The 12,615-nt window shown below is 53.6% G+C and carries 11 protein-coding genes; 6 read left to right on the top strand and 5 right to left on the bottom strand.

Translation table 11 applies throughout. The annotated features are described in order from the left end of the window. Positions 1 to 27: 27 nt before the first annotated feature. Positions 28 to 1,548: an ATP-binding cassette domain-containing protein gene (locus tag RIN67_RS01060; RefSeq protein ID WP_264999514.1), complete on the bottom strand. Its 1,521-nt coding sequence runs from the start codon at positions 1,546 to 1,548 to the stop codon at positions 28 to 30. Positions 1,549 to 1,883: 335 nt separating this feature from the next. Between RIN67_RS01060 and nrdI the strand changes: the two genes are divergently transcribed. Together nrdI and RIN67_RS01050 are read left to right on the top strand one after the other, a co-directional pair. After that, a complete protein-coding gene (gene nrdI / locus RIN67_RS01055; RefSeq protein WP_264999515.1) occupies positions 1,884 to 2,345 on the top strand; it encodes a class Ib ribonucleoside-diphosphate reductase assembly flavoprotein NrdI in 462 nt (153 codons plus the stop codon). Next, positions 2,338 to 3,087: an NADPH-dependent oxidoreductase gene (locus RIN67_RS01050; protein WP_264999516.1), complete on the top strand. Its 750-nt coding sequence runs from the start codon at positions 2,338 to 2,340 to the stop codon at positions 3,085 to 3,087. Before nrdI ends, RIN67_RS01050 begins: the two co-directional genes overlap by 8 nt. 630 nt (positions 3,088 to 3,717) lie before the next feature. Here RIN67_RS01050 and RIN67_RS01045 read toward each other — a convergent pair. After that, positions 3,718 to 4,890, bottom strand: a complete 1,173-nt coding sequence (locus RIN67_RS01045; RefSeq protein ID WP_313826097.1) for an MDR family MFS transporter — start codon at positions 4,888 to 4,890, stop codon at positions 3,718 to 3,720. A 231-nt stretch (positions 4,891 to 5,121) separates the two neighbouring features. On the opposite strand from RIN67_RS01045, the gene RIN67_RS01040 reads away from it, so the two are divergent. Next, on the top strand, positions 5,122 to 5,349 hold the full coding sequence (locus tag RIN67_RS01040) for a heavy-metal-associated domain-containing protein (protein ID WP_024747044.1): 228 nt from the start codon (positions 5,122 to 5,124) through the stop codon (positions 5,347 to 5,349). A gap of 31 nt (positions 5,350 to 5,380) precedes the next feature. Then, complete coding sequence (locus tag RIN67_RS01035; RefSeq protein WP_264999518.1) at positions 5,381 to 5,938, top strand: Dps family protein; 558 nt, start codon at positions 5,381 to 5,383, stop codon at positions 5,936 to 5,938. Positions 5,939 to 6,229: 291 nt separating this feature from the next. On the opposite strand, the gene RIN67_RS01030 is transcribed toward RIN67_RS01035, so the two are convergent. Beyond that, positions 6,230 to 8,332 carry a glycoside hydrolase family 36 protein gene (locus RIN67_RS01030; RefSeq protein ID WP_264999519.1) on the bottom strand — a complete coding sequence of 701 codons (2,103 nt, stop codon included), beginning with the start codon at positions 8,330 to 8,332 and terminating at the stop codon, positions 6,230 to 6,232. Positions 8,333 to 8,656: 324 nt separating this feature from the next. On the opposite strand from RIN67_RS01030, the gene RIN67_RS01025 reads away from it, so the two are divergent. Further along, positions 8,657 to 9,532: a helix-turn-helix transcriptional regulator gene (locus tag RIN67_RS01025; RefSeq protein ID WP_390894475.1), complete on the top strand. Its 876-nt coding sequence runs from the start codon at positions 8,657 to 8,659 to the stop codon at positions 9,530 to 9,532. After that, a complete protein-coding gene (locus tag RIN67_RS01020; RefSeq protein ID WP_264999520.1) occupies positions 9,529 to 9,726 on the top strand; it encodes a hypothetical protein in 198 nt (65 codons plus the stop codon). The genes RIN67_RS01025 and RIN67_RS01020 overlap by 4 nt, the downstream gene beginning before the upstream one ends. 83 nt (positions 9,727 to 9,809) lie before the next feature. Here the strand turns inward: RIN67_RS01020 and RIN67_RS01015 are convergent, their stop codons facing one another. Next, the gene (locus RIN67_RS01015; RefSeq protein WP_264999521.1) at positions 9,810 to 11,195 is read right to left on the bottom strand and encodes a glycoside-pentoside-hexuronide (GPH):cation symporter; all 1,386 of its coding nucleotides are present in this window, start codon (positions 11,193 to 11,195) and stop codon (positions 9,810 to 9,812) included. A gap of 36 nt (positions 11,196 to 11,231) precedes the next feature. Further along, complete coding sequence (locus tag RIN67_RS01010) at positions 11,232 to 12,503, bottom strand: glycoside hydrolase family 27 protein (RefSeq protein WP_264999522.1); 1,272 nt, start codon at positions 12,501 to 12,503, stop codon at positions 11,232 to 11,234. Between the last annotated feature and the right edge of the window lie 112 nt (positions 12,504 to 12,615).

The raw sequence follows: 12,615 nt of genomic DNA, 5'->3' as shown, positions 1-12,615 counted from the left end.
TAAGTCTTTTTTGCAAAAAACCACGGATTAACCGTTTTCACGCTGGGCAGCGGCAATCTTAGCCCGTAACTGCCGCAACTTTTCCTGATCAAGTTCCGGCGCCTGCATCAGCTGGTCGTACTCGAACCGCAACCGGGGCAGGTCCGTCGCCGGGACTCCCTGCGCCGTCTGGGCCGGATCCCGTAACTGTTGCTGCCGAATCTCCAGGGTCCGGGTCGCCACCTGTTGACGGAAGGTCTGGTCGTGAGCCACGAACAGGACCGTCCCCGGGTAGGCCACCAGGTAAGCGGCCAGGGCCTTGAGCGCCGGTAAGTCCAAGTAGTTGGTGGGTTCATCCAGAATCAAGAGGTTGCTGGCACTGACCAGAATCGTCAGAAGTTGCAACTTAACCTGTTCGCCCCCGCTTAAGTCCCCTACCAAGCGGTCGTAGAAGCGTGCGGTCAACCCGAAGGCCCCCATGATCTGCCGGGTCCGGTCGGGATCCAGCGTCGTGGCGGCGGCCATGGCCTGCCAGACGGTCTGATCGGTAGCCAGTTCCGTCATATCCTGATGGAAGTAGCCCACCCGCGCACTGGGCGCTAAGTGAGTCTGGGGGTGCCGGGTCAAGATGGCGGTCAGAAGCGTCGACTTCCCACTGCCGTTGTCCCCGTCTAAGGCGACCCGCTCACCCGGACGAATCCGGAAGGTGGCCCGTTGCAACAAGCGTTTCCCACCCCGGTCTAACACCAGGTTGGTGGCACTGACCAGATACTTGCCCTGCACCGGTGGTAAATCGGTCGCCACCAGTTTAACGCTAGCGGCCTGGTGGGGCTTCACCGTGGTGGTCTGGCGATTGGCGCGCTCGACCATGGCCCGGGCGCCCCGGTCGATCTTCCCCGCGGTAGCCTCCCGCAAAGACTTCGAGTTGCCCCGTTCGGCAGCCGTCAGGTTACGGCCGCCCTTGCGGACCCGGTTGGCCTTCTCTCGCCGGTGTTGGGCGGCGACTTCCAGGGCGTGCTGTTCCCGGTGTTCACGCTGGTAGGCCGCCAACTGATTGGCTTCCTGTCGCTGGGTTGCCAATTCATAGGCCGCAAAGGTCCCGTTATACTGGGTATAGCGCTGGTCTGCCACTACCCAGAGCTTGGTCGCCACGGCATTCAGTAGGGCCCGGTCGTGGGAAATCAGCAGCAAGAGGCCAGAAAAGTGCTGGAGGGTCTGGGTCAACCAGCGTTGGTGCCGGTCGTCGAGGTTGGCGGAAGGTTCGTCTAAGATCAGGACCGCTGGCCGTTGCGCCAGAGCCGTCCGTACCCGCGCCAGCATACTCTGACCACCGGATTTATCGGCCGTCGGGGCAATCTGTGGCACGCGAATCACGGTGCCGTCGACCCGGCAGGTTCCTGTGAAATCGGGTTCCTGGTGGGCAATGATGCGGGCTAAGGTGGTCTTCCCCGCCCCGTTAGCCCCCACGATGCCGACCCGATCGCCGGTCTGGGCGGTCAGTCGGTCCGTGGTGAAGAGTGGTTGACCCGCAATGGTCTTGTGCAGATGCTCAATTAAAATTTGTGTCAAGGTAACGTCCCCCTTAAAAAAGCGCAGGAATCGTTGGTTGGACACTAAAAAAGTGGTCGCATTTTCCTCACGAAAATCGCGCCCACCGGTTGCCTTGGCAACTCAGTCAGCGTAACCAGCAATTCCCAGAGTCGACACACTCCACCCCTGAAATCAGGATAAGTGTGTTTAACAATGGATTCGCTTAGTTACGCATTGGCTGAAATACCTCGTTCTTTCTTAGATTACGCCTAGATTAGCACAGGTCCAAGAATTGCGCAAGACGTTTTCGCACAACATTTTTCCGCCAATCCGTGTACACTAGAAGCAACCTATCTAAAACCGGAGGAATCAGTATGCGGATCTTATACATCTCAATCGAAGGGAATACCCGGAACTTCATCGAACACCTCACCGACTACGCGGCGGCCCAACACGCGACCGACCCGAGCCTGCCGACCATCACGGCCACCGAAATCAGTGACGCCACCGATCTGGCGGCCGAGACCAGCCCGTACTTCTGCTTCGTGCCGACCTACCTGAATGGCGGCAACGGCATCGACAACGGCGTTAAGGAACTGATGACCAACGTCTTGGGCGAATACATCGCGTACGGCAACAACGCTCGCTACCTGCTGGGCGTGGTCGGCAGCGGCAACCGAAACTTTAACGAACAGTACTGCCTGACCGCCAAACGCTACGCCCAGAAGTTCAACGCGCCCTTTATCGCCAACTACGAACTCCGGGGAGTCCCCGCCGATGAACAACGGGTCTACCAGGCCATGGTCAAGCGACTCAAGGAGGCCCAACATGACTAATCCCACTTTAGACACCCTAATGGCTCACCGCAGCATCCGTCAATTTACACCCGAAAAACTCACGGATACGGAAATCCACACCCTAGTCGACGCCGCCCAACACGCGGCCACCAGCACCTTTTCCCAACAGGCCAGCATCATTAGCGTTACCGACCCCGCCAAGCTGGCCACCCTCGGCGACATCACCGGCCACCACTGGCTCGAGCGGGCCGGCCACTACTTCGTCTTCGTGGCGGACCAGTACCGGAACCAACAACTGGCACCCCAGAACGCCACCACAACCGCTAACCTGCATAGTCTGGACAAACTCCTCGCGGGGATCTTCGACGCGACCATCATGACCCAGACCGTGGTCACCGCGGGTGAAAGTCTGGGGCTCGGCAGCACCATCATGGGGAGTATCTTAAACGACGTTCCCCGCCTAATTGACTTACTCGACCTGCCCGAGTTGACCTTCCCGGTACTGGGGCTGGCAATCGGACACCCCGCTGAACAGCCGGAACACAAGCCGCGGCTCCCCCAAGACCTGGTGCACTTCACCAACGGCTACCAGGCCATCACACCCACGGATCCGTCGTTGGTCGCCTATAACCAACTGATCAAGGTCTACTACCAGCAACGGACCACCAACCAACGGGAAGAAACGTTCAGTCACCACATCGCGACCGAACTCAGCCGCGACCCCCAGCAACGAGCTGGCATCCTGACCGGGTTGCAACAGCAGGGCTGGCTTCAGGGGTAAATGGTCATCCGCCTTACCGGGCGGCCAGACAAGGCTGGAACGCCGTGGGCACAACTTGAAGCCCCAAGCGCAGGTCTTCAAGTTTGGCCTTTTCCTAGGCGAGCTGAAGAACGCTCACCAAGGAAAATCTCACGGCTGAGCCTTGTCTGGCCGTCCTCCCGGCTTACAGTCGTGTAAACCCATAGCAGAACATGATTCGCCAACAGACCGCGGTCCCCAAGTGTATTGCTGACGATTATAATCAGTAAACAGCCTCATCCTAAACGGGATAAGGTCCAGTGGCCGTTTGCGTGAATAAAATCGTCAAGCATCAGGAAACACTGTTTTGAGGACACTCAATTTAGCCGTGAGGTTGGGCCTGAAGAGGCTCAGTAGTGTCGTCTGGGTTATTCGGGGTTCCTTCCCGGATTACCCAAAGGCCGAGCTTGGAGACCTGGGACTTTCAGGGCGCCAAGTCGTGCCCACTACGTTCCAGCCTCTTCAGGCCCAACCGGTAAGGCGGGGGATGACCACAATTTGTCTTTGATCGTACGTTTAGAACGCCAAAAAATAGAGCCGGAGAACTTCATCTCCGGCTCTATTTTTTTAGACCAGCATCCAATTAAGCAGCCAGTTTTATTATCATTATCCTTAGTCTTGCTTGATCCGGCGGTGGCGAATCTGCCGGTTGTGCACCATCACGGCGGCTAAGGACAGCAACATGATAGCCGTGACCGACCAGAACAGCGATTGATAACTGCCATACTCGATCAACAGGCCACCGTAGAGGGGTCCCACGGCCCGACCGAAGGAAATCGCCATGTTGTAGAGGCCTTGGTACTTCCCCTTATCATTGTTCCCCGCCAGACTGTCGATCCAGGCCGGCATCCCCGGGAACCCAGTCATTTCTCCCACCGTCAGGATAATCATGGTCACCACGAACGTCGCGTAACTCTTCGCAAACACCAGGATTAAGAAGGACAGGACAAAGATCAACGTTCCCGTGAAAATCTGGGTACTGAGTTTTAAATTCGCACCCAGGCGGTTGACCAGGGGTTGGCCGAAGACGATCATCAAACCGTTTAACGTCCATAACAGACTGTACTTCTCAAAAGAAATCCCTAGGTCGGTCATGTGGACCGAGATGACACTCTCCCACAACGAGTAACTCAGGTACAGGCAGAAGACCATCAACGCAATCAGCCAAATCAACCGGAGATGGGCGGGTTTGGCCGGCCCCGCTACCCGTTCAGCCTTTTCGGTGACTAGGTTGACCCGGAAGTCCGCCAGCAAGATCACCAGTTGAATCAGGTAGAAGACAGCCGCGACCGAGAAGACCAAGACGACCCCGTGGTCCATCAGGTACCCCACCATCAGGGTCCCAATCACGACCCCCAAGTTCATCCCAATATAGAGGTAGTTAAACACTTTCCGGCTGGCAATCGTTTTGACGTTGGCCGCATACGAGTTGACCACGGTCATCACGATTCCGTCGCCCAAGCCAATGAACAGCAACAGGATGCCGAAGATCGGCCACCCGTGGAAGAAGATCAGCGTGACCATCGGCACCAACGAACAGACCGTCCCCAACAAGCCGGACTTAAACGGTGACCAGTTATCGAACAACCAGCCCCCCAGCCAGTTGCCTAGAATCATACACAGGGACATTCCCAGGAGCGCGACTCCCGCTAAGGCCAGCGTTTGGTGGAGTTGATTATGCATATACACCGTGGTCAAGGGCCACATACACGCCGCCGCAGCGTTCAGGAGTAAGGTCGCGGCAAGAATCCCAAAGAGACTCACTTCTTGCTTGGTTTTAAACATGTTGTTCCCTCACTTATTCTTTCATCTAATTGGCTTTATTGTCGCATAATTACCGGGAAAGCGAAACACCTACTCGGCGCCATTCCCAAACTAATCAGCCGGTGAATTTTCCGCTTTTTAAAATTAATCGCGCAAAAAAGCAACTTTTTTCGACAACTTGATTTAAGTCAAGTATTTTCTGGTCAGCCGACCGTATACTAACTTATGTAATCAAGACAGGAGGAATTCATTATGAATAAAGTAACCATGAAATTAGGAGACCTGACTTGCCCATCTTGCATGACTAAGATCGAAGGTGCCTTAGGTAAGCACGATGGCGTGAAGAACGTCAAAGTCCTGTTTAACGCCAGCAAAATCAAAGCTGAATTCGACGACAGTGAAACTAACGCCGACGACCTGGCTAACTTGGTCACCGACTTAGGCTACACCGTCAAGAGTTCTAAAGTAAAAGCCCTCTAATCTCGCCAAAACGAAAGGAAGTTATCTCCCAATGACCACTACTATTGAAGACCGCTACGCTGCTGAACAAGCCAAAACTGAACACGACCACCACGTCCCAACTGCTGGGGCCATGACCAACCACATCCTGGCTAACTTACACATCTCCATCGTGAAGTTCCACCAAGTTCGCTGGTCCGTTAAGGGGCCGTTAGCCCTAAGCGTTCGGCAACTGCTGACCGAGTACATCGCCACTTACCGGCGTCAATTCGACGCCTTAGGCGAACTGTTACTCGATGAGGGTGAAATCGTCTCGACCACCACCCAGGAGTACCACGAGTACAACATGCTCCAAGAAGGCGGCGACAAGAAGTACTACAGTGCTGAAGACCAAGTTAACGAACTGGTCCACGACGCCGACACCCACAACCTCTTCATCGACCGGGCCATCAAGTTAGCCGAAAAAGAGGAACGGCCAGCGCTTGCAGCCTTCTTAGCCGACTTGCGGGGGACCAATAACCACATCATCCGGGAGCTCCAAGCCCTCTTAGGCAACGATGCCCGCGACGGCCTGGATGAAGACGATGATGACGACGATGACGAAGACTAATTCTCACTAGACTGCGAGCTAGCAAAGCCCCACTTCCAGACCGGAAGTGGGGCTTTAATTTTGGGCAGAGTGGCAACAACGACGCAAAAAACGGCGCCTGGGATGTTTTCCCGGCGCCGTTTTAAGTCTAAGAAGTGTTCCATTGGCCACCGAGTTGAGGCGATGACCAATGGGGGTGTGACGGATTAATCGCCTTACCGGGTGTCTAGCCCTGTCTGACCACCCGGTAAGGCTGACGAAAATGATTATCCCGTTACCAACGCTTTTTTTACTAATTAATCCAAATTCAATTTACGCCAACTTAATATGGTAAAGTCGGGCCATCTTTTCTCGATCAAAGTGAACGTTTAAGGTGCTATCCACCGCCGTGTAACGACTATTGGTGTCCTGCTGCGGGTAGACCTGGGTAACGTCCGCAACTTGCCCGTACTTCTGCAAGGATACTTGGTGATCTCGTTGCGGACCCCCACCATGCCAAACGGCTAAGTAAATGTCCTGACCATTCCGGAACCCGTAACTGTACCATTCATCATCTAGTTGCGCTAACCCCTCTGGCCAGATTGGCAGGCCTTCCGGGATCGCGTGACGATAGGTCTTGTAGGCTTGAATACCTTCCGCCACCAGTTCTAGCCGGTGCCCTTTGACCTTATTCAGGTAACCACTCTGGTGAATCCGCAGAAGCATCGCGTTGACCATGTTGAAGATGACCTCTTCGTCATCCCCGTCCTGCAGTGGATACGACCAGATGGCACATTGTTCGGGCGCAACTACTGAGGCGCCTACCGCGGCAATGTTCCCGTTGCGGACGTAGTCGGTCTGGTCCGTCATGGACTGAATGCTGTGCCGTTGCAGCATGGCATAATCGTGACGCATCCCACCGCTTCCGCAGTTTTCAATCACCAGGTCCGGATACTTCGCGAAGATGGCGTCCAGCCACTTCAAGTAGGCACGGTTATGTTGGAGCAAGCCATCACCCGCGCTATCGGCATGCCGGTCCGTCCCGATTCCCGTGGTGATGTTGTAGTCCATCTTAATGTACCCAACACCGTACTGTTCCACTAACCGGGCGATGACGCCGTCGGCAAACTCGCGAACGGCCGGATTCGTAAAGTCCAGGTGATACCGGTCCGCATCGATGACCCGCTGGCCATGGCGCATGAAGAACCAATCGTCTGGCAGTTTCTTAGCCAACGGTGACTTGATGCCAACCACTTCTAATTCTAGCCACAGTCCTGGGGTCATCCCCTTATCCCGGATGTACTGAATCAGCTTTTCAATTCCTCCAGGGAAGCGCTCAGCTGATGGTTGCCATTCACCGACACTATCCCACCAATAGCCGGGGGCGTACCAGCCACAGTCGATCACGAAGTATTCACACCCCACTTGATGGGCCGCGTCAACCAACGGAATTTCCTTCTCGGTGGTGGGGTCACCCGCCAACCCGTTCATGTAATCGTTGAAGATCACCGCCAGGCTCTGGTTATCCGCATTTTCTCGCCGAATCAGCCGGCGATACTTGGTCAGTTCGTCTAAAGCATCTTCGTAATCTCCCATGAGCTGGCCAAAGGCTACCGGAACCGTGGTAAACGTGGCTTTAGGCGCTAGGTTCTTCCACCAATGGTTGTCGAACTCTTCGGGACCAGACAAGCGCAACGCCAACAAGTTGCCCCGGCCAATATCGGTCAGTTCATAATGCCAAGCGCCGTTATTTTCAATTTGCCAAAAGGCGGTTTGCTGCGTCTTGGTGTTGGTCAACAGCCCATTCGGGGAATACTCTGAGCACGACCATGACGAGTTGTTGGTGACGTTGATGCGCTTGGTGGACGCCTGATTCTTTTCCCCGTCAACCCAATAATCTAGGCCCGCGTCCTTTAAAGTCTGGCATTTCCACTGGGCTTCCGCCGTCCAGTCGTTGTGCGGTATGTACAACTGATTATCTTCCGCATAATTCCCCGTCAAGTCTTGGAATTGATTGAGACCACTCACGGCAAAGGAAGAAACGTATTCCAGGCCGAGATCCGTTTGGCCAATATTTTCAACCGTAGTCCAACTCCGAATCACGGCCGACGTGTTAAATAGCCGGTAGTAGCTGGTTACCTGCAAGGTCTGCGCCGCATCCATCTGGGTCACGGCGACTTGTTTCCCGTTGGGCGTCTCCGTAATGGTGTGCCGTAGATACTTTAAATCACGCCCCGGATTGGTATCCACGAAGCTGACCCCTTTGTGGTGAAAGTTTCGTCCCGTCACCTGCACCTCAGCTAACTGAAAATGTTGTTTTAATTCTGGATCGGCGGTACTTAAATCGTTGGAATTCACCACCGTCAATCTAATCTGGTTCTGATCAATCTCAAACCCCAATCTTGCTGCTGGTGTCGCCACAATTAATTTATCCATGAGCGCAGTCCTTTCTCATTACTAAAATTCGTACTGATTTCGGTGACGGGTCCCCTTAGCGGTCATCCCCGGTCCACCGTACAATAATATTGTAACCGGTTTCTTTTTCGAAAAAAATAGTGTATTGTATAGAAAAGGTGGCTTTTTGTAACGGAAAACTGTAAGATTTGGTGTCTTTTTCTCACCTTTCAAGAACCAATCACATTGCCTACCGATTGGAGGTCGATTTCGTTGAATACGGTCACTTGTTTTGACATTAGTGAACCCGTACTACATATCTCTTCTGGTAAGTTCACAGCCAGAAAGCACTGGCGCCACAAGCACATGTATCACGATGGAAACTTTGAAATTATCATCATGATCAAGGGGACCCTGTACCTGCAAGTCGATGACCAGTATTATCAGGTCCGCGAAAGGGAAGTCTTCGCCTTACCCCCCTACCACCACTTGCAGGGGTACCAAGACTCACCGGAAGATACTCAGTACTTCTGGTTTCACTTCTTCACCAAGCCCAACGGTCTGCGAACCCGCACCCTAGACGAGAGCGATTCGCACGCCATCCAGGCCCTCTTCAAGCGCGACCAGGCAATCTTGCCGCTACAGTTCAAGATTCCAACCCTAGAGAAGGTCTTCATCATCGCCAATCAGATTCTCGACGTCGCTAAGAACCGCTACTTTACCACCATGTCCGTCGACTACCTTCTGACGACGTTACTGATTGAACTTTCCCAGAACTACTACCTCTCGATTGCCGGCGAACCGGATTCTGAAGAAGAGGCCCGCATCGACGGGATCAAAAGCTGGATTCAAGCCAACCTAAGCGACCACCTGAAGGCGACCGACGTTGCGGAATCCTTTGCGTTAAACCCGCACTACCTGGTCCGCATCTTCAAGCAGCAAACCGGCCAAACCGTGATTCAATATATTAACCAGCGTAAGCTCGACCAGGCCAAGGAGCTCCTGTTGCGCACCAACTTGCCCATCAAGCAGATTGCCAGCATGGCTTTCTTCACGGACGAAAAGCGCTTCATGAAGACCTTCAAGCAGCACACCAACTTGACGCCTTCCGAATTCCGCGGTGCGTACACCCGGAAATTCCTGGACAGCAGCAACTTTGACCCCGAGGTCCCCATCACTAAGAATACGGCTCACTACAAAAATCGCTTTAAGTCTCCAACCAGAAAGGATGTCTCCCAATGAACAACCCTAACCAACGGCCCAAGGGCCACATGAACGTACTGATTATGATCATCGTGATTCTAGTCGTCGACGGCCTCTTTCTAGGCTATCGCGCGCTCACGCACCCCAAGAAATCCGGTGCACCTACCACGCCCCAAACCGTCAGAGTGGCTCCTGCGGCGCTCACCCAAGCCACCATTCAGCTGATTGATTAATTATCACGCCAAAAGAACCCCCTAACCACAATCCGTAAGGGTTGTTAGTTAGGGGGTTCTTTACTGGTCAATCAACGCTTAGCTTATTCACGCGTCTTAGCCAGTTCAGCCGTGATATCGGCTTCTTGGTTTTCAAACTTCTGGTAAATGATTGCTGGGATAATCGCTAAAGCATACATCAGGATGGTTACCCAGTTGAAGGAGATACCGATCCCGGTGATGGCGTGGGCCGTTTGCGCATGGTTGGCAATGTAACCGAAGGAAGACATAATTCCCCCGTTCATCGCACCGGCTAAGCCCATCCCCATGGACATACAGAAGGCTGACCCAATCGTGGTCAACAAACCAGCGGCGTTGATGCCGTTCTTCCATTCCCCGTAGTCCACGCCGGACCCTAACATGGCAAATGGCATGGATACGGCGATCCCGGAACCAACGTTGGCAATCAGCCAGCCGGCCGTTGCCCCGGCAACACTCAAGCCGGAGAACATAATCACGAATTGACCCAGGACGGCAATGGCCAGACCCATGGCCCAGATATGACTCTTCGACATCACTTTGTTCAAGAACGGAATTGAAATAACCCCCAGAACTTGCACAATCGCGATTGAGTTAAACAGAGTGACCAAGCCCTTGTTATCGAAGTAGTAAGTGAAGTAGTAGACCATTGATTGTTGCCGACCTTGTTGGGCGACCCAGAACAAGAAGTTCCCAATCACAATCAAGAACCATGGCCAGTTTCCTTTCATGGCATGGATACTACCCTTCAGCGTAACCCGTTGGCTACTAGGCACGACCACCCGTTCACGAACGTGGCCGAAGGAGTACAGCGTCCCGACCAAGTTCAGAATAGCGAAGATCACGATAAAGATCCGGAACCCGCGAACGTCATTACCACCGCCAAAGAAGGCGACTAATGGTAACGTCAGGGAGTTCACCACAAAGACCCCTAAGTTAGAGCCGACCATCCGCCACGAATTCAAGACGACCCGTTGTTCCGGATGCGACGTGATTAACGGCAAAATCGTGGTGATTGGGGCGTTGATTCCTAAGTACAAAACCCCGTAGATCATGTAAACGACCGCACAATAGATGACTTTGGCGGAAGCGCCCATATCAGGGGCCCAGAAAAGCAAGATCCCGCTAGCGGCGTAAGGAATCGCCAGCCACAAGAAGAACGGCCGGGCCTTCCCGAACTTAGAGTGGGTCATATCGATCAAGGTTCCCCAGACTGGGGCCCCGATGGCGTCCACGACCCGGGCAACCATCAAGATAACCCCCGTAGAAGCCGCTGAGATCAACGCCACATCGGTAAAGAAATACATCAAATAACTGTTAACCACCGTGGCCACTAATTGGCCCGCAAAATCAAGGTTGGCATAACTCAACCGTTCTAGAACGCCGACCTTTTCCTTGGTAGAACCAGCTGGATAGCTCGTCGCTGCTGGTAATTTATCTGTGCTCTGCATAAGATTCAACTCTTTCCTTTTTTGTTAGGTTTTTCACTAGTTTTTCAACAAGTACACATCATGAGCCGCCAGAGTCTGGGTCGGAACACCTTTTAAGCTGGTCTGTTCCGGCCAAATTGTCTCACCGTCCACCGGAATCGCGAAGCGTTTCAGCAGTGCCGGGGTTAAGTCCAAGTCCTGTTCCGATAAATTAAAAATAGCAAAATAATGGTGCTGCGGACTCTGGGCTTCCCAAACCACAAGCTGTTGGTCACGATACCGTTGGTGTTTCGAGGTAATCTGGTCGTCCATCTCCAGTAAATCAGCATTCGTCAACAGACTGCTGGTCCACTCATCTAAATCAGGCAACTCACCGCCCATGATCAACGGGGACTGCATCAGACACCAGAGGGTCATCATGGTGCGTTGTTCGGCTTTAGTGAACCGCGTCTGGCGGTCACCGCCAGGGCCATCTACGGAGCGTAACCCGATGTGCCCCAGAGGGAGCATGTCACAATCTGGCCAAGTCCCCGGTTGAGACATCGCGGACCATTCTTCAGCGCGGTCAAACATATTCAGCAACAACCGCCAGTCGTCCCAGAAGTCGTCCGTGATTCGCCACATATTCGCGGTTTGCTGGAAGAACGCTCCGTTCTTCACAGGGGCTGGTCCCGGTGACAAGGACAGCACCATCTCCCGCCCCGTCTGGTCAATGGCTTGCCGCAAGGCCTGGACTTCCTTCTTATGGGTTCCCTGGTAGATCACTGAGTTGGCGATATCATCACACTTGATAAAGTCCACACCCCAGCTAGCATAGAGATCCATCAACGAATTGTAGTAAGCCTGGCCTTCTGGCAGGTCCACGTTCACACCATACATGTCGGCGTTCCAGGGACAGATATTATTCAGCGTAATATCGCGGGCCGTTTTGGTGGTGCCCTTCAACGCAGTGGCTTGATGAACCGCTTGTCGCGGAATTCCGCGCATGATATGTATCCCAAACTTCAACCCCAGCCGATGCACGTAGTCCGCCAACGGCTTGAATCCCTGTCCGTTCGCCGCAGAAGGGAACCGGCCAGGATCCGGCAGTAACCGAGAATACTCATCCATCACCAGCGGCGCAAAGTTGTGATACTTAGATGAATCGGCCGTTGGTTCATACCATTGAATATCGACTGTGACATACTGCCAACCAGCTGACTTTAAGTGCTGGCTCATATAGTCAGCGTTGCGTTTCACTTCGTCCTCACGCACAGAGGCCCCGTAGCTGTCCCAACTATTCCAGCCCCGTGGGGGGGTCAAAGCAAACTGTCGAAAATCTTTCGTCATAGCATACCTCTTTCTTCGATCAGGCCGTTATTGGGCTGACGCGGACCTCATCGATGACTTGTAGAACAAAATTAGTTCCTATTTACTTCCAGCCTACAACTATAATCTTAGC

Origin of the sequence: Levilactobacillus namurensis, assembly GCF_032197885.1 — a bacterium.
GTDB lineage: Bacteria > Bacillota > Bacilli > Lactobacillales > Lactobacillaceae > Levilactobacillus > Levilactobacillus namurensis_A.
The sequence above is the reverse complement of the archived record's forward strand: the minus strand, read 5'-3'. Positions and strand labels throughout refer to the sequence as shown.